At 73.8% G+C, this 24,665-nt stretch carries 25 protein-coding genes; 15 read left to right on the top strand and 10 right to left on the bottom strand.

Going from position 1 to position 24,665, the window contains the following annotated elements; translation table 11 throughout:
- Positions 1 to 573: 573 nt before the first annotated feature.
- From AB4039_RS29525 to AB4039_RS29510, 4 genes are all read left to right on the top strand, one after another.
- Positions 574 to 3,561, top strand: a complete 2,988-nt coding sequence (locus AB4039_RS29525; protein WP_442272224.1) for an alpha/beta fold hydrolase — start codon at positions 574 to 576, stop codon at positions 3,559 to 3,561.
- A gap of 121 nt (positions 3,562 to 3,682) precedes the next feature.
- A complete protein-coding gene (locus AB4039_RS29520; RefSeq protein WP_266840933.1) occupies positions 3,683 to 3,874 on the top strand; it encodes a hypothetical protein in 192 nt (63 codons plus the stop codon).
- 104 nt (positions 3,875 to 3,978) lie between these two features.
- Positions 3,979 to 4,812 carry a 2OG-Fe(II)-dependent halogenase WelO5 family protein gene (locus AB4039_RS29515; RefSeq protein WP_266840932.1) on the top strand — a complete coding sequence of 278 codons (834 nt, stop codon included), beginning with the start codon at positions 3,979 to 3,981 and terminating at the stop codon, positions 4,810 to 4,812.
- Between the two features lie 89 nt (positions 4,813 to 4,901).
- The gene (locus AB4039_RS29510) at positions 4,902 to 5,741 is read left to right on the top strand and encodes a PhzF family phenazine biosynthesis isomerase (RefSeq protein WP_266840930.1); all 840 of its coding nucleotides are present in this window, start codon (positions 4,902 to 4,904) and stop codon (positions 5,739 to 5,741) included.
- Positions 5,742 to 5,794: 53 nt separating this feature from the next.
- Here AB4039_RS29510 and AB4039_RS29505 read toward each other — a convergent pair whose 3' ends face one another.
- Together AB4039_RS29505 and AB4039_RS29500 are read right to left on the bottom strand one after the other, a co-directional pair.
- A complete protein-coding gene (locus AB4039_RS29505) occupies positions 5,795 to 6,277 on the bottom strand; it encodes a RidA family protein (RefSeq protein WP_266840929.1) in 483 nt (160 codons plus the stop codon).
- 138 nt (positions 6,278 to 6,415) lie between these two features.
- Positions 6,416 to 6,991: a hypothetical protein gene (locus tag AB4039_RS29500; RefSeq protein WP_266840928.1), complete on the bottom strand. Its 576-nt coding sequence runs from the start codon at positions 6,989 to 6,991 to the stop codon at positions 6,416 to 6,418.
- A 62-nt stretch (positions 6,992 to 7,053) separates the two neighbouring features.
- Between AB4039_RS29500 and AB4039_RS29495 the strand changes: the two genes are divergently transcribed.
- Entirely contained in the window at positions 7,054 to 7,713 is a 660-nt protein-coding gene (locus AB4039_RS29495) for a pyridoxal 5'-phosphate synthase (protein ID WP_266840926.1), read from the top strand.
- Between the two features lie 21 nt (positions 7,714 to 7,734).
- Here AB4039_RS29495 and AB4039_RS29490 read toward each other — a convergent pair whose 3' ends face one another.
- The 3 genes from AB4039_RS29490 to AB4039_RS29480 form a co-directional block, all read right to left on the bottom strand.
- Positions 7,735 to 8,148, bottom strand: coding sequence for a Zn-ribbon domain-containing OB-fold protein (locus tag AB4039_RS29490; protein ID WP_266840925.1), 414 nt, complete (start codon positions 8,146 to 8,148; stop codon positions 7,735 to 7,737).
- Positions 8,145 to 8,597: a DoxX family membrane protein gene (locus AB4039_RS29485; RefSeq protein WP_266840924.1), complete on the bottom strand. Its 453-nt coding sequence runs from the start codon at positions 8,595 to 8,597 to the stop codon at positions 8,145 to 8,147. The genes AB4039_RS29490 and AB4039_RS29485 overlap by 4 nt, the downstream gene beginning before the upstream one ends.
- A 117-nt stretch (positions 8,598 to 8,714) precedes the next feature.
- Positions 8,715 to 9,485 carry a maleate cis-trans isomerase family protein gene (locus AB4039_RS29480; protein WP_442272223.1) on the bottom strand — a complete coding sequence of 257 codons (771 nt, stop codon included), beginning with the start codon at positions 9,483 to 9,485 and terminating at the stop codon, positions 8,715 to 8,717.
- Between the two features lie 169 nt (positions 9,486 to 9,654).
- Between AB4039_RS29480 and AB4039_RS29475 the strand changes: the two genes are divergently transcribed.
- The 3 genes from AB4039_RS29475 (at position 9,655) to AB4039_RS29465 (ending at position 14,185) form a co-directional block, all read left to right on the top strand.
- Positions 9,655 to 10,830 (top strand): flavin-containing monooxygenase, encoded by a 1,176-nt coding sequence (locus AB4039_RS29475; protein WP_266840921.1) that lies wholly within the window; start codon positions 9,655 to 9,657, stop codon positions 10,828 to 10,830.
- Positions 10,831 to 10,999: 169 nt separating this feature from the next.
- The gene (locus AB4039_RS29470) at positions 11,000 to 13,234 is read left to right on the top strand and encodes an acetate--CoA ligase family protein (protein ID WP_266840920.1); all 2,235 of its coding nucleotides are present in this window, start codon (positions 11,000 to 11,002) and stop codon (positions 13,232 to 13,234) included.
- Between the two features lie 213 nt (positions 13,235 to 13,447).
- A complete protein-coding gene (locus tag AB4039_RS29465) occupies positions 13,448 to 14,185 on the top strand; it encodes an enoyl-CoA hydratase/isomerase family protein (RefSeq protein ID WP_442272243.1) in 738 nt (245 codons plus the stop codon).
- A gap of 8 nt (positions 14,186 to 14,193) precedes the next feature.
- On the opposite strand, the gene AB4039_RS29460 is transcribed toward AB4039_RS29465, so the two are convergent.
- Entirely contained in the window at positions 14,194 to 14,988 is a 795-nt protein-coding gene (locus tag AB4039_RS29460; protein ID WP_442272222.1) for a VOC family protein, read from the bottom strand.
- Between the two features lie 163 nt (positions 14,989 to 15,151).
- Between AB4039_RS29460 and AB4039_RS29455 the strand changes: the two genes are divergently transcribed.
- Positions 15,152 to 15,778 (top strand): flavin reductase family protein, encoded by a 627-nt coding sequence (locus tag AB4039_RS29455; RefSeq protein ID WP_442272221.1) that lies wholly within the window; start codon positions 15,152 to 15,154, stop codon positions 15,776 to 15,778.
- A 241-nt stretch (positions 15,779 to 16,019) separates the two neighbouring features.
- Here AB4039_RS29455 and AB4039_RS29450 read toward each other — a convergent pair whose 3' ends face one another.
- From AB4039_RS29450 to AB4039_RS29440, 3 genes are read right to left on the bottom strand one after another with little or no spacing between them, the layout of a single operon-like run.
- Positions 16,020 to 17,087: a Zn-dependent alcohol dehydrogenase gene (locus AB4039_RS29450; RefSeq protein WP_266840915.1), complete on the bottom strand. Its 1,068-nt coding sequence runs from the start codon at positions 17,085 to 17,087 to the stop codon at positions 16,020 to 16,022.
- Positions 17,084 to 18,283 carry an acyl-CoA dehydrogenase family protein gene (locus tag AB4039_RS29445; protein WP_442272220.1) on the bottom strand — a complete coding sequence of 400 codons (1,200 nt, stop codon included), beginning with the start codon at positions 18,281 to 18,283 and terminating at the stop codon, positions 17,084 to 17,086. Before AB4039_RS29445 ends, AB4039_RS29450 begins: the two co-directional genes overlap by 4 nt.
- Before the next feature lie 10 nt (positions 18,284 to 18,293).
- Positions 18,294 to 19,205, bottom strand: a complete 912-nt coding sequence (locus AB4039_RS29440) for an SDR family NAD(P)-dependent oxidoreductase (RefSeq protein WP_266840913.1) — start codon at positions 19,203 to 19,205, stop codon at positions 18,294 to 18,296.
- Positions 19,206 to 19,313: 108 nt separating this feature from the next.
- Between AB4039_RS29440 and AB4039_RS29435 the strand changes: the two genes are divergently transcribed.
- Positions 19,314 to 20,243 (top strand): cyclase family protein, encoded by a 930-nt coding sequence (locus tag AB4039_RS29435; protein ID WP_442272219.1) that lies wholly within the window; start codon positions 19,314 to 19,316, stop codon positions 20,241 to 20,243.
- A 67-nt stretch (positions 20,244 to 20,310) separates the two neighbouring features.
- Positions 20,311 to 21,102 (top strand): DUF2785 domain-containing protein, encoded by a 792-nt coding sequence (locus AB4039_RS29430; RefSeq protein WP_442272218.1) that lies wholly within the window; start codon positions 20,311 to 20,313, stop codon positions 21,100 to 21,102.
- A gap of 14 nt (positions 21,103 to 21,116) precedes the next feature.
- Here AB4039_RS29430 and AB4039_RS29425 read toward each other — a convergent pair whose 3' ends face one another.
- The gene (locus AB4039_RS29425) at positions 21,117 to 21,317 is read right to left on the bottom strand and encodes a hypothetical protein (protein ID WP_266840911.1); all 201 of its coding nucleotides are present in this window, start codon (positions 21,315 to 21,317) and stop codon (positions 21,117 to 21,119) included.
- Positions 21,318 to 21,669: 352 nt separating this feature from the next.
- On the opposite strand from AB4039_RS29425, the gene AB4039_RS29420 reads away from it, so the two are divergent.
- From AB4039_RS29420 to AB4039_RS29405, 4 genes are all read left to right on the top strand, one after another.
- Entirely contained in the window at positions 21,670 to 22,215 is a 546-nt protein-coding gene (locus AB4039_RS29420) for a hypothetical protein (protein WP_442272217.1), read from the top strand.
- A 340-nt stretch (positions 22,216 to 22,555) separates the two neighbouring features.
- Positions 22,556 to 22,816 (top strand): hypothetical protein, encoded by a 261-nt coding sequence (locus tag AB4039_RS29415; protein ID WP_442272216.1) that lies wholly within the window; start codon positions 22,556 to 22,558, stop codon positions 22,814 to 22,816.
- A 25-nt stretch (positions 22,817 to 22,841) separates the two neighbouring features.
- A complete protein-coding gene (locus AB4039_RS29410) occupies positions 22,842 to 24,236 on the top strand; it encodes a pentapeptide repeat-containing protein (protein ID WP_442272215.1) in 1,395 nt (464 codons plus the stop codon).
- Positions 24,237 to 24,423: 187 nt separating this feature from the next.
- Positions 24,424 to 24,665, top strand: a 242-nt coding sequence (locus AB4039_RS29405) for a hypothetical protein (RefSeq protein WP_442272214.1), incomplete at its 3' end; no start/stop codon positions are given.

Raw genomic sequence — 24,665 nt, 5'->3', positions numbered from 1 at the left:
ACGGGAAGCCCCCAAACCCTCCCTGACACGGACCAGCCAAAGTCCCCCCACCCCCCGACCCCGACCCACCCGTCGCCGGAGAGTCATCCCGTGCCGGTAGGCCGGTCGGGATCGAGCGCTGGGGCGGGCCCCAGAACGACACCAGCGCGGGATGGACATCAGCGAGCAGCGGCGGCTCGGTCTCGCCCAGGCGATCAGGGTGGCCACCCTCGGCCCGCCCGACCGACCCTCTCCACAGCCCCGCGCCCACAACCCCCGCGTCCACAACCCCCGCGTCCGCAGCCCCCGCGATTGCTCCGACCGCACCCATGGCGTCAACGCCGCGGCGCCACCCACCGCCCACCATCCAGCGGCGCAAACGTCGCGTTCGCGACGCACCCCAGCAGGAGTGGCGCAGGCGTGCGCGAGGAGTGCGCCCCGGCGCGCGCCCGGCGCGCCGTCCGGTACCCGCGTCGGCGGTGTCTGTTTCTGGCCCCTTCGGTCGCCCCTCGTGCATCATTGACGGCGGCTGCTTCTTCACCTGCGACCGAAATCGTTCTGCTCCAACACACCTTCTGGCTGCGGAGGTTCGCGATGGCGGTACGGACTCGCGTCCATCTCGTCCTGGTGCACGGCCTGTTCTCCTCGGCGAAGGTGTGGAAGGCCTTTCAGGCGCTCATCGCCTCCGATCCGGACCTCTGCGACTGGGTCAGCGTCCACCCCTTCCAGTACGACTCCCCTTTCGTGCGTCTGCGACCGGACCGCCGGGTCGCCGAGACGGACGACGTCGCCGACCAGCTCGGGACCTTCCTGGAGACCGAGCTCGCCGACGCCGAGCGGATCGTGCTGGTCACACACAGCCAGGGCGGCCTCGTCGTGCAGCGGTTCCTGGCCCGCAAGCTCTGGACCGGCGAGGGCCGCGACCTGGCCCGCATCAAGCACTTCACGATGTTCTCCTGCCCCAACACCGGCTCCGGCTTCTTCCTCACGGTCCGCAAGGCCCTCAAGCTGTGGCGCAACCCGCAGGAGAAGCAGCTGCGGCCCTTCGACCGGGCGGTGACCGAGGCGCAGCGCACCGTCCTGAGCGCGGTGGTCCACGGCCGCGAGTACGGCGACCAGGAGTGCCCGATCCCGGTCCGCGCCTACGGGGGTTCCGCCGACGACGTCGTGCCGCCGGTCGTGGCCCGCGGGGTCTTCCCCAAGGGCGGGGTGGTCACCGCCGACCACTTCTCGATCATCCAGCCCGAGGACCGCTCCGCCGCCTCCTACATGGCCGTGCGCGGCGCCCTGCTGGAGGTGGCGCGGGAGGCCGCCGAGGAGGAGGCGGAGAAGGCGGAGGGGGGCGGGCTGGGGGTCACGGGCATCGTGCTCCCCTCCGCCCGCTCCCCCCGCGGTGCGGGCGGGGATTCCGGGCGGCCGCGGCTTCCGGCGCCTGCCGCCGGGGAGGCGGACCTGGCACCCTTCCCGCCGCCTCCGTACGGGCAGTTGGAGGAGGGGCAGTTCAAGGGGCAGGACCGGCTGAGCCTGGTCGCCGAGCTGCTGTCGGGGCAGGCCCGACAGCAGGTGCACGTCCTGGCGGGCCTGGGCGGCTCCGGGAAGAGCCGGCTGGCCCTGGAGGTCGCCGACCGGGCGCAGCGGGCCGGGCACCGGGTGTGGTGGGTGTCGATGCCCGAGCTGAGCCTGCGTATGCGGATGATGGCCCACGACCTCGGCGCCCCTTCGATCACGGTGGAGCGGGCCTGGCTGCTGGGCAGCGCCATGGACCTGGTGTGGAAGCTGCTCAACGACTGCCCCGACCCCTGGCTGCTGATCTTCGACAACGCCGACGACCCCGCCCGGCTGGGCCCCCGTGACGGCCTGGTCTCCGACGGGACCGGCTGGCTGCGCAAGCCGCAGAACGCCAACGGCACGGTGCTGGTCACCAGCCGGGTGGGCAACCGGCAGAAGTGGGGCGACTGGGTCGGCGTCCACAAGGTCCTGCCGCTGCACGAGGACGACGGCGCCTCCCTGTTGCTGGAGCGGACCGGGGGGCTGGGCGGCACGAACGAGGACGCCCGCAGGCTGTCGCGGGAGCTGGGCGGACTCCCGCTCGCCCTGCGGCACGCCGCCGACGCGATCAAGGCCGTCAACCACGTTTCCCTGGACAGCGAGATCCGGGACTTCGAGACCTTCCGCCGGGCCTTCGCGGCGCGGGTGGAGACCACCGAGGACCGCACCGGGCCCGTCCTCAGCGAGCTGCTGGGACGGGAGATCGTGGACAAGGTCTGCGGGATAGCGCTGGACCTGCTGGTCGAGCGCCGGCTGAACCAGTCGGCGACGCTGCTGAAGGTCCTGGCCTGCCTGAGCATCTCCCCGATCCCCTACCGCTGCCTGCTCGCAGGCCCCGTGCTCGGCCAGTCGCCGCTGTTCCCGGGCGCCACCCCGGCGCGGACCGACGCCGCGCTGGCCGGGCTGGAGGACTTCGGGCTGGTCGACGCCTACGAGCGCGAGGGCGTGGCGGAGCGCGACCTGGCCCACGTACTGACCCTGCACCCGGTGGTGCACGGGGTGCTGCGCGAGAACGAGGACGTACGGAACCGGTCCGCGGACTACTACGGGCTGGCCGTGCGGATGGTGCTGTCGGCCACCCTCCACCGCAATCCCGACCACCCCGCCAACTGGCCGCTGTGGTCCGCGCTCGCCCCGCACGCGCTGGAGGTCTCCCGGGCCATCCTGCTCGGCGAGCAGCGGCCGGACGACCGCACCGTGCGCACCGCGGCCCTGGAGCTGGCCCGTCTGACGGCGCGCTACCTGATCGCGATGGGCCTGCTGGTGCCCGCGTACGACCTGGTCCAGTCCCTGATCACGGGCTGCGGCTCCTACGGCTTCGACGTCGACGACCGGGAGATCCTGGGGCTGCGCCACGAGAAGGGCCGCATCCACCTGGACCGTGAACAGCTGACGGAGGCCGAGGAGGAGCTGCGGCTGGTGGTGGAGGCGCGCACCGGGATCCTCGGCGAGAACGACGCCGACACCCTCGCCAGTCGGCACAAGCTCGCCCGTGCGATCAACGAGCAGAAGGGGGACAAGGACCAGAAGGAGCGGGTCGAGCTGATGCTGCGCTCGATCGTCGAGGCGGAGACCCTGGTGCGCGGCCCGGAGAACTACGACACCCTCGTGGTGCGCCACACGCTGGCGCGGGCGATGCTGGCCCGTGACCGGTACGAGGACGCCGAGGCGGAGGCTCGGCAGATCCTCGACATCAGCCGCCGCAACCACTGGCCGCCGTCCACGCCCGAGATCCTGCGGGTGGGCGAGACACTGACGCACGCCCTGCTGGGGCAGGCCCGCGAGGACGAGGCGGAGCAGGTCATCCGGGAGGCGCTGCGGGACGCGTCGCAGCCTGCGGACTCCAATCTGGTGATGCGGTTCCGGTTCACCTACGTCCTGGTGCTCCTGGGGATCCGTGGGCGCACGCCGGAAGCGGTGAAGCGCCTTCGGGCGCTGGTGCACGACCTCGACCGGGTGGTGGCTTCGGAGCATCCGTTGTCCGTGCAGGCCAAGGCGCTGCTGGAGAAGCTGGAGCGGGAGATGCCGGGCTGAAACCTCCCTCTTTCGTGGGCGGTTGTGCCGAATTCCACCGGTCGTTGCGGGCTTGCGCGTAGCCTGGCCGTGCCTCACTCTGTGTGACGCGTCCCACACCGAAATGCTCGGAGGTCCGCCGATGAATGCTCTCCCCACCGATACGAACGACGACCAGTCCCTGCACTGGGGCGCCCCGGGGAGCGACCTGGAGGAGATGCAGGCGGAGGTCGGCAGACGCATCGCGTTGGAGGCGCTGGAGGCGGGGCGGCAGGCGCTCGAACTCGATGCCAAGACCGCGTTCCGTGCCACCAGCGGGGCGCATCCGGGCTAGTCGTACCTCCGTAGGGCCGTCCAGTCGTACCACCGCACATCCGTACCGCCGCTGCTTCCTGTTCCGTTCTCTTCATCTGTTCTCGATGACCGGGGGGCGATCGAATGACGTCAGCGCAATCCACGGACCACCTGTTACCGACTCCACCGCACGATCCCTTCTTCCGGGCCGTCACCGCCCCGGCGTTCTCGCACGAGCTGCTGGCCGGCCTCGCCGCCGGCCGGTACGCGGCGGTCCGGGTGCCCGGCTTCCTGTCGCGGGAGCGCTGCGAGGAGGTGCTCGCCGCCCTGAAGGAGCGGGAGTTCGACTCCTACGGGACGAACCGCATCCACCCGCCGGTGATGCGGTTCGGGGTGGGCGTCAGCGACCACATGGCGGACGGCGGGGTCGCCGACGGCTACTGGAAGGCCCTGGAGGGGCACCGCGAGGCCTGGCAGGGGCTGGGCCTGTCCTTCGACCCCTTCCGCACCTGCCGGGAGGGGATCGCCAGGCACTGGCCGCCGGGCATGGCGGTGGGCCGACGGGGCGGCCGGGAGATGGGCGACGGAGTGGCCCGGGAGCCGAACCAGGGCTTCCAGGTCCATTTCGACGACGCCTTGCGCGAGTACGCGGAGGACCTGCTCGACACCCCGCTGATCGGCCAGTTCGCCTTCAACCTCTACCTCAGCGTGCCGCCGTCGGGCGGTGAGACGGTGCTGTGGCGGCACCGCTGGCAGCCGGAGGACGAGGCGTACCGGCTGCCGAACGCCTCCTACGGGTACGACGAGGCGGTGGTGCGCGGCACCGAGTCCATCGAGCTGACCCCGGAGGTCGGCGAGGGCCTGCTGATCGACCCGCGCTTCTTCCACGCGGTACGGCCCAGCCACGGGGACCGCAGGATCGCACTGGGGTTCGCGGTGGGGGTCTCCGCGTCGGGCCGGCTGCTCACCTGGGCCTGAAACGGGCCGCCGGGCCGGCGGACCGACCGGCAACGTCATCGTGTACACCGGATTTTGACGGTCCGTGGCCAGGCGGCTACGTTCGGGGGATGGACCTCTTGCGCTACGTGGCCTTCAGCACCGACCCGCGGGGCGGCAACCCGGCGGGGGTGGTGCTGGACGCCACCGGCCTCGACGAGGCGACGATGGCAGCCACCGCGGCGGAAGTCGGGTACTCGGAGACCGCGTTCGTCGTTCCGCGCCAGGACGGCGCGTTCGACATCCGCTACTTCAGCCCCAAGGCCGAGGTGCCCTTCTGCGGGCACGCCACCATCGCCACCGCCGTCGCCCACGCCCGTCGGCACGGCGCCGGTGACCTGCTGCTGCACACCCAGGCGGGACCGGTCCCGGTGACCACCTCGGTCGGTCCGGACGGCGCCGTCACGGCCACGCTGGTGAGTGTGGAGCCGCGTACGGAGGCCCTCGCGGAGGCCGACCTGACCGAGCTGCTGGCCGCGCTGCGCTGGTCCCCCGCCGATCTCGACCCGGCCCTGCCGCCGCGGGCCGCGTACGCGGGTGCCTGGCATCCGGTGATCGCGGCCGCGAGCCGGGAGCGGCTCGCCGACCTGGACTACGACCGGGCCGCGCTCGCCGAGCTGATGGCGCGGCGAAACTGGACGACGATCACCCTCGTGCGGCGCGAGTCGGAGTCCGTCTTCCACGCCCGCAACCCGTTCCCGCCCGGCGGCGTGGTCGAGGACCCCGCGACGGGCGCGGCCGCCGCCGCCCTCGGCGGCTACCTGCGCGCCCTCGGCCTGATCGCCACGCCGGCCCGCCTGACCGTCCACCAGGGCGTGGACATGGGGCGCCCGAGCCTGATCACGGTGGGCGTGCCGACGGACCCCGCGGCGGGCATCGAGGTCACCGGCACGGCGGTCCCCATCCCCTGACGGGACGCCGGACCGGCGGGGCGCCCCCGCGGGCGCCCCGGCCGCACGCGCCCCTACGCGGGGTCCCCGTCTCCGGGCGCGATCTCCACGACGATCTCGATCTCCACGGGCGAGTCCAGCGGCAGGATGTCCACCCCGACCGCGCTGCGCGCGTGCCGGCCGGCGTCGCCGAACACCTCCACGAACAGTTCGCTCGCCCCGTCCACCACCCCGGCCTGCCGGGTGAACCCGGGCGCCGAGGACACGTACCCGACCACCTTCACCACCCGCGTCACCGATTCCAGCGGGGCCACCGAGTCCACGGCCGCCAGGGCCGCCAGCGCGCATTGCCGGCTGAGCTCCCTGGCCCGCTCGGGCGACACCTCGGCGCCGACCCGGCCGGTCTGCGTCAACTCGCCGTCCGTCAGGGGGATCTGCCCCGCGACGAAGACGTACCTCCCGCTGCGCACGGCCGGCACGTACGCCCCTTTGGGCGGACTCACCTCCGGCAGCCGCAGCCCGAGTCCGGCAAGCCTCTTGCGTACGTCGTCGCTCATGGCACCCCCTGGTGGCCTCGTCCAGCCGGCCCATGCTCCCACCGCCGCGGCCGCACCGGACGGTCTCGGCCCTTGCGCTGACGCCGGGGGCCCGGTCTGCTGCGTACCCCCGCGGACCACGCCCGCCGCTCGGCCCCGCTACCAGGTCAGTGGGTCCAGCGGGCGGCCGTCGGGGGTGACGCGGAGGTCGTGGTGGGTGTGGTCGAGGTCGATCAGCCTGATGTGGGAGGGGTCCGTCCAGGTGGCCTCCAGGACGCCCCGGGAGGAGGTGCCGGCGTACTCGGCGACGGGGTGCCGGCGGGTCGTCGGGAAGCGGCCCGCGTCCACGTAGATCCGCCAGACCGGGTCGGTCAGGCCGATGCCCCGTTCCACGACCAGGCGGCGGCCGGACCCGTCGGGGGCGGGGACGTCCCACTCCCGGTCCGGGAAGGGATCGGCGACCACCGCGTAGGCGGGGACGGCGAGCACGCCCAGGACGGCCGTCCCGGCCAGGGCGAGGGCGGCGCCCTTGCGCACGCCGGGCCGGCGGGAGGCGAGGAGGGCCGCTCCGGCGAGGAAGGCGGCGGCCAGGAGGGCGAGCAGTGCCGGGTGGTCCGTCTCGGCCAGCAGGGCCAGGCCTCCGGGCCGGTCGCAGAAGGGGACGACGGCCGCCGCGGCGCCCGCCGTCACGGCGAGGGCCACCAGCGCCCGCGCCGCAACTCTGTGCATGTCCATGGCCGAGCACCCTACCGCCGGGACCCGGACGGGCCACCGGGTCACGGCCTTAGCCTGGCCGCATGACCAGCGACTTCCACACCACCCTGCACTCCCTGCGGGTATGGGACACCGAGCTCCCCGCCTTCGACCCGGCGGCCGCTCCCGACGGGCCGCTGGCCCTGTTCCGGGAGTGGTTCGTCCAGGCCGCCCGGTCGGGGCAGACCGAGCCGCACACCATGAGCCTGGCGACGGTGGACGCCGAGGGGCGGCCCGACGTCCGGATCCTGATGCTGCACGACGCAGACGAGCGCGGCTGGCACTTCGCCTCGCACGCCACCAGCGCCAAGGGGCGCCAGCTGGCGCGGCACCCGCAGGCGGCGCTCTGCTTCTACTGGCCCGCGGTGGGCCGGCAGGTCCGGATCCGGGGCCGGGTCGGGGCGTGCGGGCCCGAGGAGAGCAGGGCGGACCTGGCGGTGCGCTCGCGCGGGGCGCTGGCGGCCGCGCTGACCGGGCGGCAGAGCGAGGTGCTGGACTCGGCCCAGGAGCTGGCGCGGGCCTCGGCGGCGGCGTGGGAGCGGGCCGGAGCCGAGCCGGACGCGCCCGCGCCGACCTGGACCCGGTACGTACTCGATCCCGCCGAGGTGGAGTTCTTCCAGGGGGACGCCGCCCGGCGCCACGTCCGCCTGCGCTACCGGCGCACCGCCGGCGGGACGTGGGAGCGCGAGCTGCTCTGGCCGTAGACGCCTTCCCGCGCTACGGGGTCAGGCCGCGCGGAAGACGGCCACGCGGACGCCTTCCGCCGCCTCCCGGAAGGTGACCTCCAGGGGCATGCCGATGCGGAGGGCGTCGTGCGGGCAGTCGACGACCTCCGTCATCATCCGGGGCCCTTCCGCGAGGTCGACGACGGCGGCCACGTACGGGACGCGCCCGCCGAAGGGCGGGAGGTCGTTGCGGTGGACCACCGACCAGGTGTAGAGGCTCGCCCGGCCGCTCGCCTCCTCCCACGCGACCCGGTCCTCGCCGGCCCAGCAGAAGGGGCAGAACTCGCGCGGGTAGTGGTGGGCGCGCCCGCAGTCGGCGCAGCGGCGCAGCAGGAGCCGGTCGGCCGCGGCGGCGTCCCAGTAGGGGCGGGTGAACTCGTCCGGCTCCGGGAGGTCGTGGCGCGGGGTGCTCACAGGAGGATTCCGATCGTCGCGTCGAGGGACCAGGTCTGCCAGGCCATGGCGAAGAGGGCGACGAGCGAGATGAGCGCCATCATCGCGTTCTGGCCCTGCTCGGCCCAGTCGTGGATCATCAGCACCAGGTAGAGCAGGTTCAGCAGCAGTCCGCCGATCAGGGCCACCGGGGTCAGGAAGCCGAGCACCAGGCCCAGACCCAGGGCGAGTTCGGCGTAGACGACGATGTACGCCATCAGTTTCGGGCGGGGCCGGACGACCGTGGCGAAGCCGCTCCTGACGAAGGGCCAGCGGTGCTTCCCGGCGACGTCGGCGGCCCAGGCGATGCCGGTGCCGCGCTCGAACCAGCCCTTCTTGTCCTTGTGGCGCCAGCTCTCCAGCCACCACAGGCCGAGCCCGATGCGCAGCACGGCGAGCCATTCGGCGCCGCTGAGCCAGATGGTCTGCATCCCTCACCCACCCCCACTCGACCCACTGATCTGACGGTACGTCAGTTCAGCGGATCGGCGGCGATCCCGCAAGGGGGCTGCGGGGCGGGGCGGCGGACCGTGCGCGGCGGACCGTGCTCAGGGGTGGGCGAACAGCCGCCCGTACCCGGCGATACCGCCCGCCTGCGCGCCGGCCGCGCGCAGCGCGGCCCACAGCAGGACCTGGTTCGCGCTCAGGACGGGCCGGCCGAGGGTGGCCTCCAGGGCCCCGATCGCCCCGACGGCGCGGAAGCCGTTCCCGCCGATCACCACCGCCTCGGCGGCGTCGGGCACGCGCGCCGCCACCCAGTCGTGCAGGGCCGCGGGGCCGATCAGCGTCTGGCCGCTGGGGAGCCCGCACGGGGCGGCGTACGCGACCTCGAACCCGCAGTCCTCGTAGTAGCCGCGCCCCAGGTCGGTGAGGGTGTCGTCGAACCACGGCGGGTCCACGAGGGCGATCCGCCCGACCCCCAGCGCCCGCAGGGCCTCGACCGCGGCGGCGCAGGTGGCGACCACCGGCAGGCCGCGGGCCCGCTCCCCCAGCCGGGCCAGCATGTGCCCCTCGCCGCGCGGCCCGATGACGTAGGCGGAGGAGGTGAAGGCGAAGGCGATCGCCGCCACCGGCGCCGCGGCGAGCAGCCCGGTGGCCTCGTCCACGCCCGGGGGCTCGGCGAAGGCGCGCACGGGGGCCAGCGGAAGGACCGGGTCCATCGCACCCCCGCGCCCCATCGCCGCGAACGGCACCCGGGCGGCGTGCAGGCCCACGTCGGCCGGTGCCATGGCGCGCAGCTCCGACTCGGGGCCGACGTCGGCGTGCGGGGTGAGGATTCCGAGGCGGACGCGCACGTCCCACCCGTCGGGCTGCCACATCGCGCGTTCCTCTCGGGGACGGGCCGGGGCCCTCCACTGTGGCAGTGCGGCGGCCCGGCGGTCGCGCAGCAACGCCGGGAGGGGCGTCCGGGCGGCCGTGATCGATCCGCAATCGATTCCCTCCTCGTCCGAGACCCATCAACGCTGTGTGTCGATACGATCACTGCTCATGTCCGAGCCCGACCTGACCACCACCGAGCCCCGCCCCGTGTACGTGATCGGCGCGGGCCCCGGCGGCCTCGCCGTCGCCGCCGCGCTGCGCGCCCGGGGGGTGCGCGCGGTGGTCGTCGAGAAGTCCGGCTCCGTCGGCGCCTCCTGGCGGGGGCACTACGAGCGGCTGCGCCTGCACACCACCCGGCGCCTGTCGGCCCTGCCGGGACTGGCGATACCGAGGCGGTTCGGGCGCTGGGTCGCGCGGGCGGACGTGGTGCGCTACCTGGAGAAGTACGCGGAGTTCCACGCCCTGGAGCTGGTCACGGGCGTCGAGGTGACCCGGATCGAACGGGCCGCCGACGGGGACGGCTGGACCCTGCACGCCTCGGGCGGGCGGATGCTGGCCGCCGGGGCCGTGGTCGTGGCCACCGGCTTCAACCACACGCCGGCGCTCCCCGACTGGCCGGGTCGCGAGGAGTACACGGGGCGGCTGCTGCACGCCGCCGCCTACCGGGAGCCGGGGCCGTACGCCGGGCAGGACGTGCTCGTCGTCGGGGCCGGGAACACCGGCGCCGAGATAGCGGTGGACCTCGTGGAGGGCGGGGCCGCCCGGGTGCGGCTCGCGGTGCGCACCGCCCCGCACATCGTGCGCCGCTCGACGGCCGGGTGGCCGGCGCAGCGCACGGGGATCCTCGTACGGAGGCTGCCGGTGCGGTTCGTGGACCGGCTGGGGGCGCTCGTGGCGCGCGCCTCGGTCCCGGACCTGTCGGCGTACGGGCTGCCGCGGCCCTCGACCGGCCTGTACAGCAGGGTGCGGCAGGGGGCGATCCCGGTGCAGGACGTGGGGCTGATCGACGCGGTGCGCCGGGGCAGGGTGGAGCCGGTGGCGGCCGTCGCCTCCTTCGACGGGGCCGGGGTGGTACTGGCGGACGGTGCGCGGATCACCCCGGACGCGGTGATCGCGGCGACGGGTTACGGGCGCGCCCTGGAGGGCCTGGTGGGCCACCTCGGCGTACTGGACGGGCGCGGGCGCCCCCTCGTCCACGGGCCCCGCACCCCGGCCGGGGCCCCCGGCCTGTACTTCACCGGGTTCACGAACCCCATCAGCGGCATGCTCCGCGAGCTCGCCCGGGACGCGGAGCGGATCGCCAGGGCCCTGTCCCGGCGCCAGGGGCGGCGGCCCTCCGTCTAGGCCGAAACGGGCCTGGACCGCACCCGAGCACCTCTGTCACCGTTCAGGCACACCACCTCCACCACCTTTCCTGCGCATCCCTGTTCCTGACGGCGCGTCAGTTCAGTAATCTGACAACGCGTCAGCTATGGATTTCATCGAGGTTCATCGAGCAGGAGCGGGCGGAACGATGCTTGGATCTACTCACGGCACCCTCACCACCGACTTCCGCGCACGTGTCGAGGCCTGCGGGGAGACCCCCAGGACGGCCGTCCACTCCACGGCGGCGCCTTCCGACGGGGACGCGGCCGAACTGGACGTCAGCGGCCGGCCCCTGCACTCCGATGTGCCCGACCTGGACCGGTTCTTCCGGCCCGAGTCCGTGGCGGTCATCGGCGCCTCCGACGCCGACGGCAGACCCAACACCGGCATCACGCGCCAGCTCATCGCCTGGGCCGGCCGCGTCGGCGCCCGCATCCACCCCGTGCACCCCACCCGCGCCACCGTCTTCGGGCTGCCCTGCCACGCCTCCGTGGCCGACCTGCCCGAAGAGGTGGACCTCGCCGTCCTCCTCGTCTCGGACCCGGTCCCCGTCATCGAGCAACTCGCGGACACCAAGGTGAAGTTCGCGGTGGCCTTCGCCTCCGGCTTCGCCGAGACCGGCGAAGCGGGCGCCGCCGCGCAGGCCCGCCTGAGCGCCGCCGTGCGGCGCTCGGGGCTGCGGCTGCTGGGCCCGAACACCAACCTCAACGCCTTCGAGGAGTTCCGCGAGGACCTCGAAGGCCCCGCCATCGCCCTCATCACCCAGTCCGGCCACCAGGGCCGCCCCGTCTACACCCTCCAGGAGCTCGGCATCCGCCTGTCCCACTGGGCGCCGACGGGCAACGAGGCCGATCTGGAGACCTCCGACTTCATCTCGTACTTCGCCGAGCAGCCCGAGGTGGGGGCCATCGCCTGTTACGTCGAGGGCCTCAAGGACGGCCGCCAGTTCCTCCTGGCCGCCGACCGGGCCGCCCGCAACGGCGTCCCCGTCGTGGCCGTCAAGGTGGGCCGCACCGAGACCGGCGCCCGTACGGCCGCCTCCCACACCGGCAAGCTCACCGGGGCCGACACCGTCGTGGACGCCGCCATGCGGCAGTTCGGCGTGATCCGCGTCGACGGGCTCGACGAACTCCAGGACACCGCCGCCCTCCTCGCACGGGCCCGTGCGCCCCGGGCCGACGGAGTGGTCGTCTACTCCATCTCCGGCGGCACCGGCGCCCACTTCTCCGACCTCGCCACGGAGGCGGGCCTCACCCTGCCCACCCTCTCCGAGGCCAAGCAGCGGGAACTCCACCAGTGGATCCCCGACTACCTGGGCGTCGCCAACCCCGTCGACAACGGCGGCCACCCCGTCGGCGACTGGCGCGGCCGCAAGATCATCGACGCGATCCTCGCCGACCCCTCCGTCGGCGTCCTGATCTGCCCGATCACCGGCCCCTTCCCCCCGATGAGCGACAGGCTCGCCCAGGACCTGGTGGACGCGGCCGAACAGACGGACAAACTCGTCTGCGTCATCTGGGGCTCCCCCATAGGCACCGAGGAGGCCTACCGCACCACCCTGCTCGGCTCCTCCCGCGTGGCCACCTTCCGCACCTTCGGCAACTGCATCACCGCCGTCCGCGCCTACCTCGGCCACCACCGCTTCACCGCCTCCTACCGCTCCCCCTTCGACGACGCCCCCCGCACCCCCTCCCCGTCCTTCCGCAAGGCCCAGGCCCTGATGCGGCCCGGCCAGCAGCTCAGCGAACACGCGGCCAAGCAGCTCCTGCGCGCCTACGGGATCCGGGTCCCCCGCGAGCAGCTCGTCACCAGCGCGGCGGCGGCCGTCCGGGCCGCCGGCCTGGTCGGCTACCCGGTCGTCATGAAGGCCTCGGGCCCCCAGCTGGGGCACAAGACCGAGCTGGGACTCGTCAAGATCGGCCTCACCTCGGCGAGCCAGATCCGCGACGCGTACCGGGAACTCACCGACATCGCCCGCTACGAGAACATCCCCCTGGACGGCGTCCTCGTCTGCCAGATGGTCGAGCGGGGCGTCGAGATGGTCGTCGGCGTCACCCAGGACGACCTCTTCGGCCCCACCGTCACCGTGGGCCTCGGGGGCGTCCTGGTCGAGGTCCTGCACGACGCGGCGGTACGCGTACCGCCCTTCGGCGAGGACCAGGCCCGCCACATGCTGACCGAACTGCGCGGCCACCCGCTCCTGGAGGGGGTCAGGGGCGCACCCCCGGCCGACGTGGACGCGCTGGTGGAGGTCATCCTCCGGGTCCAGCGGATGGCGCTGGAACTGGGTGACGTCCTGTCCGAGCTGGACATCAACCCCCTGATGGTCCTCCCCCGGGGCCAGGGGGCGGTGGCCCTGGACGCCCTGGCCGCATGCCGCTGACCTGGCCGGTCGCTCCCCGGGGCCCCACCCCGACCCCTGGGGCTCCGCCCCCGGACCCCCGCGCCTCAAACGCCGGCGGGGCTGGATTTCGGCCGGTCCCGACCCCGGCCACCCCCGACCCCCGCCAACCCCCCGAACGGAGCCCCCGTGGACGAGGTCCTGCACCGCCTGGAGGGCGGCGTCTCCTGGATCACCCTCAACCGCCCCGAGGCCATGAACGCCGTCACCTGGGAGCAGCGCGAGCACGTCATCGCCCTGCTCGCCGAAGCCTCCGCCGACCCGGCCGTACGGGCCGTCGTCCTCACCGCCACCGGCAACGGCTTCTGCGCGGGCGCCGACCTCCGCAGCCCGCCCCCCGCCACCCCCACCCCGCCGCAGGCCCCCCGCATGGCCGGCGACGTATCCCGCATGATCCGCCTCGGCGCACAGCGCCTGATCACGGCGGTGCTGGACTGCGAGAAGCCCGTCATCGCCGCGGTCAACGGCACCGCCGCCGGCATCGGCGCCCACCTCGCGCTCGCCTGCGACCTGGTGATCGCCGCCGAAGGCGCCCGCTTCATCGAGGTGTTCGTCCGCCGCGGCCTCGTCCCCGACGGTGGCGGCGCCTACCTCCTGCCCCGCCTCCTCGGCCCGCAGAAGGCCAAGGAGCTGCTGTTCTTCGGCGACGCCGTCCCCGCCGAGGAGGCGGCCCGCCTCGGCCTCGTCAACAAGGTGGTCCCCGCCGACGGGCTGGAGGCCGCCGCCCGCGCCTGGGCCGAGCGCCTCGCCCAGGGCCCGACCCGCGCCCTGGCGCTGACCAAGCAGCTGGTCAACGCCTCCCTGGACAGCGACCGGGCGACCGCCCTGGCCGCCGAGGCCACCGCCCAGGAGCTGAACATGACCACGGCCGACGCGAACGAGGGCGTGGCCGCCTTCAAGGAGCGCCGCACGCCCGAGTACCGGGGCCGCTGAGTCCCCGCCTACATCTGCGGGTCCGGCCTCAGCAGGGCGAACACCGCCCCGGCCGGGTCGGAGGCCCACGCGATCCGCCCGACCGCCGGCACGTCCACGGGCGGCATCAGGACCTCGCCGCCCCCGCCCTCGACGGCCGTGACGGTGGCGTCCACGTCGGCGACGTGGAAGTAGGGCACCCAGCGCGGCACGATGGACGATCCCCCGCCCGCGCCCTCGCCCTGCGGGGCGACGCCGCCGAAGGAGCCCTCCTGCTGGTCGCCGTCGGCGACGCTGAGCACCCGGTACAGCATGCCGGGGGTCTGCATCTCCGCGGCCCGCCACCCGAACAGGCCGCGGTAGAAGGCGATGGCCGCGACCGGGTCGGGCACGTGCAGCTCCACCCACACCAGGGAGTTCACGTCGGAGGCCAGGCCCAGACCGCCGGTCTTGCCGGGCTGCCAGCAGGCGAACTCCACACCCTGCGGGTCGGTGAACTGGGCCAGCCAGCCCTCCCCCATGACGTCCATGGGTTCCATCCGTACGCTCCCGCCCCCGGCCCGGACGGCTTCGGCGGTGGCGCGGGCGTCGGAGGTCTGGAAGTGCACCATCCAGGCGGACCGGGCCCCCTCCTCGGTGAGCGGGCCGAGCGCGGCGACGGTCTTGCCCTGGAGCTGGAAGAAGCCGTACCCGCCGGCCTCGGGCCCGGCGGAGACGAACTTCCAGCCGAAGACCCGGGCGTAGAAGGCGGCGGCGGCCGCGGTGTCGGGGCTCCCGAGGTCGAGCCAGTTGGGGGATCCGGTGCGGAAGTCGGTGCCGAGCATGGCTTCTCCTCCTGGAGTACGGGAACGCCGGTACGAGTCCACCCGCCACCATGCCGAGCCCCCGCCCGCGGTGGCCCGTACGGGGCACGAGGGCCGGGGGGTTTCACCCGTTCGGGTGCCCCTCTTCCTATCTGACGTGCCGTCAGGTTCAATCGTCCGTGTGATGGGACACGCAGGGATGGCGGCCACCGTCGTCCGATACCTCAGGTCGGTCGGCTCCCCCACCTCCACGGGGGCGGAGCCCGACCGCGTCGACGCCCTGCCCCGCCCCGACCTGCGGGCCGTCGGGGCCGACGAGCGCGCGCCCGTCAGCCCCGCCGAGTTCCGTGCCGTCCTCGGGAACTTCGCGAGCGGGGTCACCGTCATCACCGCCCCGGCGGCGGAGGGCGAGGAGGGCCCGGCCGGCTTCGCCTGCCAGTCCTTCGCCTCGCTCTCCCTGGACCCGCCCCTGGTCACCTTCATGGTGGCCCGTACGTCGACCACCTGGCCGCGGATCGCCCGCGCCGGGGTGTTCTGCGTCAACATCCTCGGGGCCGAACAGGGCGAGCTGTGCCGGTCGTTCGCGGTGAGCGGCGCCGACAAGTTCGCGGGGGTCGCCCACCGGCCCGCACCCGTCACCGGATCGCCCCAGCTCGACGACGTGCCCGCCTGGATCGACTGCCGGATCCACGCCGTCCACACCGGCGGGGACCACCTGATCGTGGTGGGCCGGGTCGAGGCCATGGGCGCGGCCGGCGAGGGCGACCCGCTCCTCTTCCACAAGGGCCGCTTCGGCCGCCTGGCCGACTGACCGGACCCCGCCCCGCCCGCCGCCTCAGGTCCCTCCAACCACAGGGCCATTGACGCAGAGGCGCTGCGCCCGTCGACGCGCTGTGGGGCGGGCCCGCCCGGCACCGGATCGTGGTGACGGGCGGGCTCGCCGAATGGTTTCTCGACGCCCTGGGCGGGCCGGCCGCGTTCCTCGCCGAGGGCTGCGCCGCCGCAGGGCGTGACCGGCTCCCCGCTGCTCTCCGCCACCCCGTACGGCGCGCCTAGAAGGTGAGCACCCCGCGCGCCACCCGCCCGTGGCGGGCGTCGTCGACGGCCTTCGCGAAGTCCTCCACCGGGTAGGTCTCCGTCACCAGTTCGTCCAGCAGCAGCTTCCCCTGCCGGTACAGCTCGGCGTACAGGGCGATGTCGCGCTGGGGGCGGGAGGACCCGTAACGGCAGCCCATGATCGTCTTGTCCAGGTACATGGACGACACGAGGAAGGACGCCTCCTCCTTGAAGCCCGGCACGCCGAGCAGGACGGCCTGCCCGTGCCGGTCCAGCAGGTCGATCGCCTGCCGGATCAGCTTGACGCTGCCCACGCACTCGAAGGCGTGGTCCGCGCCCGTCGGCAGGATCTCGCGGACGGCGGCCGTGGTGTCCGCCGCCGCCGAGGCGTCGATGAAGTGGGTGGCGCCGAACTGCCGGGCCACCGCCTCCTTGGCCGGGTTCGCGTCCACCGCCACGATGGTGCCGGCCCCCGCGATCCGCGCGCCCTGGAGCACGTTGAGCCCGATGCCGCCGGTGCCGATGACGACCACCGACTCGCCCCGGTCCACCTTCGCCCGGTTCAGGACGGCCCCGACGCCCGTGAGCACCCCGCAGCCGATCAGCGCGGCCGAGGCCGGCGGGATGTCTTGGGGGATCTTCACCGCCTGGACGGCCTTGACGATCGTGCGCTCCGCGAAGGCCGAGTTGGAGGCGAACTGGTAGAGCGGCTTCCCGCCGCGGGAGAACGGCTGCCGCGGCATCCCGATCGCCTTGCGGCACATGGTGGGCCGGCCCCGGTCGCAGTCGGCGCACGCCCCGCAGTTCGCGAGCGTCGACAGGGCCACGTGGTCGCCGGGCGCCACGTGCGTGACCCCCGCGCCGACCGCCTCCACCACCCCCGCGCCCTCGTGCCCGAGCACCACCGGCGGCGGGAACGGGATCGTCCCGTCGATCACCGACAGGTCGCTGTGGCACAGCCCCGCCGCACCGATCGCGACGAGCACCTCCCCCGGCCCCGGATCCCGGATCTCCAGGTCCGCGACCACCTGGGCCTGCTTGCCGTCGAACACGACGCCTCTCACCTGGGCTCCTTAGGCAGGCCGAGCACCCGCTCGGCGATGATGTTCCGCTGGATCTCGTCCGAGCCGCCGTAGATGGTGTCGGCGCGGGTGAACAGGAACAGGCGCTGTTCCTCGTCGAGCCCCGTCCCGTACGGGACCTGCGGCGACCACGGGCCGGGGCCGGCGGTCGCCGCCGCGCCCCGTACGGCCACGGCCAGTTCGCCGAGGCGCCGGTGCCAGCGGCCCCACAGCAGCTTCGCCACGCTCGGCGCGCCCCCATCCCCGGCGGTCCCGAGGGTGCGCAGGGCGTTCCACCGCATGGTCCGCAGCTCGGCCCACTGGCGTACGAGGTCGTCGCGCAGGGCGGGGTCGGGGGCGGCGGAGGCCGCGTAGGCGTCGATCACCCGTTCCAGTTCGGCCGCGAAGCCGATCTGCTGGACGAGGGTGGACACGCCCCGTTCGAGGGCGAGCAGGCCCATGGCGACGGTCCAGCCGTTGCCCTCCCCGCCGACGACGTCGGTGGCGACGGCGCCGTCGAAGAAGACCTCGTTGAACTCGGCGGTGCCGGACATCTGGCGGATGGGCCGGACCTCGATCCGGCCGGGCTGGTCCATGGGCACGAGGAGGAAGGACAGGCCCCTGTGGCGGCGCGAGCCGGCTTCGGTGCGGGCCAGGACGAAGCACCGGTCGGCGTCGTGGGCGAGGGAGGTCCAGATCTTCTGCCCGGTGACGCGCAGCAGCCCGTCGGCCGGGTCGCGCACGGCGGTGGTGCGCACCGCGGCCAGGTCGGATCCGGCGCCGGGTTCGCTGTAGCCCTGGCACCACAGTTCCTCGCCGCGGGCGATGGCGGGGAGGTGGCGGGCCTGCTGTTCGGGGGTGCCGTAGGCGATCAGGGTGGGGGCGAGGAGGTTCTCGCCGATGTGGCCGACCCGGCCGGGTGCGCGCAGCGCCGCGTACTCCTCGGCCCAGACGACCTGGCCGGTGAGGGAGAGCCGCTGCTGTCCGTAGGTCCCGGCGGGCAGGTCCCAGCCGGTACCGATCCAGCCGCCGCGGCCGAGTTCCCGTTCCCAGGCGCGGCGGGTGGCCACCTCCTGGTGCTCGCTGCCGGGCCCGCCGAGACCGACGGCCCGTTCGTAGGGGCCCGTGAGGTGCTGTGCGAGCCAGGCGCGGGCGCGGGGTCGCAGCTCCCCGTCCTCGGTCCCGAAGCTGAAGTCCACCGGCTTCCCTTCACGCGTTGGGGCGGTCCTTGGCGGCCGCCGCCCGTGCCATGGCCTCCAGTTGCGCGAGCATCGGCATCGGGTCGGTGCCGACGGTGCCGGGCAGGAAGTCGGCGATCTTCTCGGGGGTCCAGGAGCCTTCGGCGTAGCCGGCGCGCAGTTCGCGGGGCTGCGCCCAGACGGCGATCTTGGGTCCGGCGATCGTGTAGACCTGCCCGGTGATGCCCTCGTCCTTGGCGCGGTCGCTGAGGAGGTAGGTGACGAGGGCGGCGACGTCCTCGGGCTCGCCGATCTCCTTGAGTTCCATGGGGACGTTCGCGGACATGCGGGTGCGGGCGACGGGGGCGACGGCGTTGGCGGTGACCCCGTACTTGTTGAGGCCGAGGGCGGCGCTGCGGACGAGGGAGATGATGCCGCCCTTGGCGGCGCTGTAGTTCGCCTGGGCGACGGAGCCCTGGTGGTTGCCGCTGGTGAAGCCGATGAGGGTGCCGGTGCCCTGCCTGCGCATGACGGCGGAGGCGGCCCGGAAGACGGTGAAGGTGCCCTTGAGGTGGGTGGCGACGACCGGGTCCCATTCGGCTTCGGACATGTTGAACAGCATCCGTTCGCGCAGGATGCCGGCGACGCAGACGACGCCGTCGATGCGCCCGTACTCGGCGAGGGCGGTGTCGACGATGCGCTGTCCGCCCTCCATGGTGGAGATGTCGTCCGCGACGGCGACGGCCTGCCCTCCGGCGGCGGTGATCTCCTTGACCACGGCCTCGGCGACCTCGCTGGTGGGCTCGCCGCCCTCGATCCCGACGCCGTAGTCGTTGACGACGACCCGGGCGCCCTCGGCGGCGGCGGCGAGTGCCACGGCCCGCCCGATGCCCCGGCCCGCGCCGGTGACGGCGACGACCTTGCCTGCCAAGAAGTTCCCCACGTCCGGCCCCTTCCCGCGATTTCTGACGGTCCGTTAGATTCTATGACCAGTCAGATCCCTTCGCACAAGCCCCCGTTGCCCCCGCACCTCCAGGAGCTGATGAAAACCATGAGCAGCCTGCCCGCCGAGTTCCACGAGATCGCCAAGCGCGTCAACAACTGGGGCCGCTGGGGCGCCGACGACGAGATCGGCACCCTGAACCTGATCACCGGGGAGGTCGTCCGGGCGGCCGCCGCCGAGGTCCGCACGGGCCGCCGCGTCCCGCTCGCCCTGCCGCTCAAGGAGGACGGGGTGCAGGCCGGGATGATCCCCGGCCGGATCAACCCGCTGCACACGATGGTCCAGATCAACCAGGAGCTGTTCGGGCCGGGCACGGTGGCGTGCAGCGACGACGCCGTGACGATGGGGCTCCAGTCGGCCACCCACTGGGACGCCCTGACGCACGTCTCCCACTCCGGGCGGATCTACAACGGCCGCCCGGCGTCCACGATCACCGCGCACGCGCGCGCCGAGTTCAGCGGCATCGACAAGGCCACCCCCATCGTCTCGCGCGGGGTCCTCCTCGACGTCGCCCGCGCGAAGGGCCTGGACCGGCTGCCCGGGGACCACGCCGTCACCCCGGAGGACCTGGCGGAGGCGGAGGAGTTCGCGGGGGTGGAGGTCCGAGCGGGCGACGTCGTCCTCGTCCGCACCGGCCAGATCCAGGCCTACCTGGCGGGCGACAGGCACGGCTACGGCTTCCCGTCCCCCGGGCTCTCGGTGCGCACCCCGCAGTGGTTCCACGCCCGCGACGTGGCGGCGGTCGCGAACGACACCCTGACCTTCGAGATCTTCCCGCCGGAGATCGAGAACCTGTGGCTGCCGGTGCACGCCCTCCACCTGGTCGAGATGGGCATGCACCAGGGCCAGAACTGGAACCTGGAGGAACTGTCCACAGCCTGTGCGGAAGCGGGCCGCCACTCCTTCCTCCTGTCCGCGATGCCGGAACCCTTCGTCGGCGGCACCGGCACACCGGTCGCCCCGGTGGCGATCCTCTGACCGCTCCTCCCGCCCGCGGCCGATATTCCGTGGTGCACGGCGGCGGCGGGCCCTATCGTCCCGGCACGTGACCGACTGGACAGAGATCGAAGCCGCCGGCTGCGCCGCGCCCGCCGACCGCCCCCTGGAAGAACTGGTACGAGAGCTCTCCGAGGCCCTGGCGGACCCCGATCCGCGGATCCGGGACGGCGCCCCGTACTCCGTCCTCGCGTCCTGGATAGCGGGCGGGGTGATCGGCGCGCCCCGGCGGCTGGAGCTGGGCGACGAGATGGCCGCCCGCTTCCGCCACCCGCAGGTCCAGGCCCGCACCTTCGCCCCCCTCGTCCTCGACATGCTCGTGACCAGGGGGGACCTCAGGGCCGGCTGGGTGGACGCCTTCGAGCGCTGGTACCCCGCGGAGGAGGACCTGCGCGGCCACGACGCGGAGCTGGGCTGGCTCCACGCCGTCGCGCACGGGGCCGACCTGCTGGGCACGCTCGGAGGTCACCCCGAGGTGGACCCGGCGCGGATGCTGCGCCTGGCCGCCGCCCGGCTGACGGCCCCCACCGCCCACGTGTACGACCAGCTGGAGGACGACCGGCTGGCGCGGGGCGTCGCCCGCGTCCTCACCCGGCCGGACCTGGACGAGGACGCCGCGACGGCATGGCTGGACCCGATCGCCGCCGCGTTCGGCGCCGACGGCATCAGCACCCCGGTCCCCGCCCACATCAGCAACTGCCTGCGCACCCTGCGCCTGCTCTACGTCCTCGCGGACCGCGGGGCACGCCCGGACCAGACGTCCCCCCGGACCCCCCTGCGCCACCGCGAGGCGCTCAAGGACCGGCTCGCCGACACCCTCGACCGCATCGTCAAACGCTGAGCCCTTGGCGGCCGTCAGCCGAACAGGTGGCTGATGCCGCCGTGTCCGTCCGCGCCGTTCCAGACCACGGCCCCCACCCAGACCGGATACCAGAACGCCCACTCCGGCTGGATCAGGACGGCGACGAACCAGACGAGGGGCAGGGCGGCGAAAAGCAGGCAGCACCAACCGCCGCGGGTGGAAGGGGACGGCTCCGCCGTCGGGTCGGTGGACACCCCGCGAACCTAGGCGGCGCTCACCCTTCCCGCATGAGTACCCGTACTCACGGCACCAGCGCCTTTTTCACGCCACCCGGCCGGGCCGGCCCCGGGGGGAGGGCCGGGTCCGGAGGAACGCGCACGCCAGAAGGGCAAACCCGTTGCCCGTTACACCGACATGCGCGTACGCACGTGCGAGACGCCTGAGGTCGACGGTACCGGCCGTTATGGGTGTTAGGCGTAGGAGAACCCCATCAAGACCGATTCCACCCTTCTTGGGCCGCTCTGCCTTCGAAAGGATGGGCCTCGACACCGGGCCGCCCCTCACCCAGAGGCCGCCCTCCGGTCGCCGATGCAGAGGGGAACCACCATGTCAGCGCGCAAGACCTTGGCGATCATGACCGCCACCGCGGCCCTGTTCGCGGGGCCCGTCCTGTCCGCCCACGCCTCGACCACCACCCCGACCGACCAGCAGACCGTCTACGCCGGGCAGGCACGGGCCGCCGGACTCTCCGGCCGGCAGGCCGGGCAGCTCCAGCAGCGGGTCGACGCCGTCCTCGCGAAGGACCCGCAGGCCCGCCAGGTCTCCGCGAACACACTCGCCACCGCAGGCGGCACCGTGACCGTCGCCGTCCCCGGCCGCGCCGAAACCCGCGACCTCGCCTCTCCCGAAACCGCCCTGGCCTGCGACAACGGCCACCTGTGCATCGTCGACGGGCGCGGCTACTCCTACGACTACTACCGGTGCGGCTACTACGACTTCGACGGCGTCGGCAACGGCACCTTCAACAACAACCAGACCTCCGGCACCCGGGCCCGCTTCTACAACTCCGACGGCAGCGAGCGCTGGTCGAACGTGGCCAAGTCCACCGGCACGGCCTCCTGGACCCCCGTCTTCCACATCCGCCCCTGCTGACCCGTCCCCTCCCCGGCGCCCCCGCCCCACCCCGGGCCGGGGCGCCTCCCCGCGCGGGCCTCACTCCCGCGCCCCGGCCACGAAGCCGAACCAGACGACCTTGACGCACTCCCCTGGGACACCGCCGCCCAGTCGTCGGCACAGGCGGCGACGAGCCCGAGCCCGCGACCACGGGTGCCGAGGAGCCCGGGCCTGCCGCTCTGCGGCCGCCGCTCGGGCGCGCAGTCGTAGACGTGGACGGTGACCCGCCGGTCCCCCAGCACGACCTCGACGGCGATCTCGGGGCTGTCGGTGCCGCCACGACGCGTACGACGCGCCCCCTGAACTGCTCTACCGGGTCATGCTGGACACCCCTGAGCGCGCCATCCGGCTGATCGGCCACCAGATCCGGGCCACGCACCCCTTCGCCCTGAACCCCGACGAGGTGACYCGCGCCCTCGCCTGGGCCGACGGCGGCGGCCGGATCCACGCCCTGGCCGCCCTCCACCGCGGCGAACCCGCCGGCTTCAGCATCGTCCTGCGCGACGGCACCCGCCCCGAATGGCGCGTCCGCCCCGTCAGGCACCTCACCCTGGACGCCGCACACCGCCCGGCCCGCTGACACCGGGCCCGTCTAACGTGGCCCCATGGCAGAGCTGAGAGGGACCGCGTACGGGTTCCTGGTCGCCGGGCGGCCGGAGGCCGAGGAGTTGGCCCGGGTGCTCGGAGCGGCGCTCGGGGTGGGCGCCGCCGGTGTGGAGGTCGGGCCCGAGGGGGAAAGCGACGGCTGGCGGTGGGACACCCCCGTCCAGTGCGGGGTCCGGTGGCACGCGCGGGGCGACGTCCCGTGCTCCCTGGAGGTGTACGCGGGCCCCGCCGTCCCCCGGGCGCCCGGCACCGCCGAGGTGGGCCGGGCCCTGGCGCACGGACTGGGCATGACCGTACTGATCGACTTCGGGGACGTCCTGCCCTGGATCGCCCGGGTGCTGACCCCCACCGGCGGGGCGACGTTCGCCCGCGTCGAGGAGCCCGACCACCCCGGGGAGGACTGGGCGGGTCTGCGGGTGACGGCCACGCAGGCCCGGGTCGACGCCTTCCCGCGCGCCGAGGTGCGCGGGCTGCCCGAGCTGGTCCGGGCGGCGCCGGCCGCCCCGGCCGCTACCGACCGGCGGCTGTGGGGCTGGGCCGACCTGATCTGCCGCATGGAGGCCGACTGGCCGCCCCTGCGCTGGTACGGGCTGGACGAGTACCGCGAGGACCTCGCGGGCCGGGACGGGCTGGCGGATCTCGAAGGGGATCCGGAGCTGGGAGCGCTCGACGCGCGGTTCCGGGCCGTGACCGTGGCGGACGGCGGTGAGGAGATCGGCCCCGGGCCGGCGGCCGGCGGCTGGTACTGGCACCGGCGCCCCGCCGTCCTGCCCTGGCGGGTGCTGCCGCCCGCCGACCCGGAGGCCGCCGACCGGCTGTGGGAGTGGGTGCGGGAGGGCGCCGGGGCCCACGGCGGCACCGACATGGCGGGGCTCGACCTCGGCGGGGCGGTCCTGGACGGCGCCGACTTCGCGGAGTCCTGGTTCGCCGGGACCCGACTCGCCGGCGCGCGGCTGGTCGGCACCGAGTTCTACCGCGCCCACCTCGCCGGGGCCGACCTCAGCGGCGCCGACGCCACCGGGGCCTGTTTCGTACGGGCCGACCTGGACGGGGCCGACCTGCGCGGAGCCGTCCTCGACGGGGCCGACCTCGTCCGGGCGGAGCTCTACGGCACCGACGCCCGCGGGGCCCGCCTGCGCGGCGCCCGCATCCTCGGCGCCTCGCTGCTGGACACCGACCTGCGTGGGGCGGACCTCAGTGGCGCGGAGCTACGGGAGAACTCCTTCCACGTGATCCTGGACGACTCCACCCACGTGACGGGCCTGACGGGAACGGTGTTCGGCCCGGCCACCCTCKTAACCCCGGACGGCACCCGACACCCTCTGGCCGGACGGGACTTGGAGAACTGGCTCCGCGCCCGCGGCGCCGACGTACGGGCCATCACCCCCTGTTGACCGCCCGACGGCGACGGTGGTATGCGTAGGTGAGGGTGAGCACCATCGGGCCCCACGGCCTCGGTCGTCGCCCCGAGCTTTCGGCCGCACGTTGCCACCGACCCGTTTCCCCTTTGGCGTTCGCCGGGTCCGGGAGGTAAACATGAGAGTGCGGCAATAGGATCGATCTTCCGGGGGCGGGGCAGAAGTGACGGATCACGTACCGATCAATCCGTGCACGATTCCGCAGTTCACGGGTGACCTGGACGCGTTGGAGCAGGACAAGAACGCGATCACGACCGCGGCGGGGACCTTCCGTGACGCGGGGTCGAACGTGGACTCCGAGTTCCAGGGCCTGTCGGCGTTCTACTCGGCGCCGGAGGCGGCGCAGTTGTTCGCGACGACCAAGCCGGTGAAGACGGACAGCGATTTCTTCGCGGATCAGCTGGA

The organism is Streptomyces sp. M-16 (genome assembly GCF_052114405.1).
GTDB lineage: Bacteria > Actinomycetota > Actinomycetes > Streptomycetales > Streptomycetaceae > Streptomyces.
Note: the sequence above shows the minus strand (reverse complement) of the source record. Positions and strands in the feature narration are given on the sequence as shown.

Excerpts from the sequence above, each read along its gene's own strand:
- AB4039_RS29525 (WP_442272224.1), top strand. The coding sequence starts at position 574 with ATGGCGGTACGGACTCGCGTCCATCTCGTCCTGGTGCACGGCCTGTTC.
- AB4039_RS29520 (WP_266840933.1), top strand. The coding sequence starts at position 3,683 with ATGAATGCTCTCCCCACCGATACGAACGACGACCAGTCCCTGCACTGG.
- AB4039_RS29515 (WP_266840932.1), top strand. The coding sequence starts at position 3,979 with ATGACGTCAGCGCAATCCACGGACCACCTGTTACCGACTCCACCGCAC.
- AB4039_RS29510 (WP_266840930.1), top strand. The coding sequence starts at position 4,902 with ATGGACCTCTTGCGCTACGTGGCCTTCAGCACCGACCCGCGGGGCGGC.
- AB4039_RS29505 (WP_266840929.1), bottom strand. The coding sequence starts at position 6,277 with ATGAGCGACGACGTACGCAAGAGGCTTGCCGGACTCGGGCTGCGGCTG.
- AB4039_RS29500 (WP_266840928.1), bottom strand. The coding sequence starts at position 6,991 with ATGGACATGCACAGAGTTGCGGCGCGGGCGCTGGTGGCCCTCGCCGTG.
- AB4039_RS29495 (WP_266840926.1), top strand. The coding sequence starts at position 7,054 with ATGACCAGCGACTTCCACACCACCCTGCACTCCCTGCGGGTATGGGAC.
- AB4039_RS29485 (WP_266840924.1), bottom strand. The coding sequence starts at position 8,597 with ATGCAGACCATCTGGCTCAGCGGCGCCGAATGGCTCGCCGTGCTGCGC.
- AB4039_RS29480 (WP_442272223.1), bottom strand. The coding sequence starts at position 9,485 with ATGTGGCAGCCCGACGGGTGGGACGTGCGCGTCCGCCTCGGAATCCTC.
- AB4039_RS29475 (WP_266840921.1), top strand. The coding sequence starts at position 9,655 with ATGTCCGAGCCCGACCTGACCACCACCGAGCCCCGCCCCGTGTACGTG.
- AB4039_RS29470 (WP_266840920.1), top strand. The coding sequence starts at position 11,000 with ATGCTTGGATCTACTCACGGCACCCTCACCACCGACTTCCGCGCACGT.
- AB4039_RS29465 (WP_442272243.1), top strand. The coding sequence starts at position 13,448 with ATGAACGCCGTCACCTGGGAGCAGCGCGAGCACGTCATCGCCCTGCTC.
- AB4039_RS29460 (WP_442272222.1), bottom strand. The coding sequence starts at position 14,988 with ATGCTCGGCACCGACTTCCGCACCGGATCCCCCAACTGGCTCGACCTC.
- AB4039_RS29455 (WP_442272221.1), top strand. The coding sequence starts at position 15,152 with ATGGGACACGCAGGGATGGCGGCCACCGTCGTCCGATACCTCAGGTCG.
- AB4039_RS29435 (WP_442272219.1), top strand. The coding sequence starts at position 19,314 with ATGAGCAGCCTGCCCGCCGAGTTCCACGAGATCGCCAAGCGCGTCAAC.
- AB4039_RS29420 (WP_442272217.1), top strand. The coding sequence starts at position 21,670 with ATGTCAGCGCGCAAGACCTTGGCGATCATGACCGCCACCGCGGCCCTG.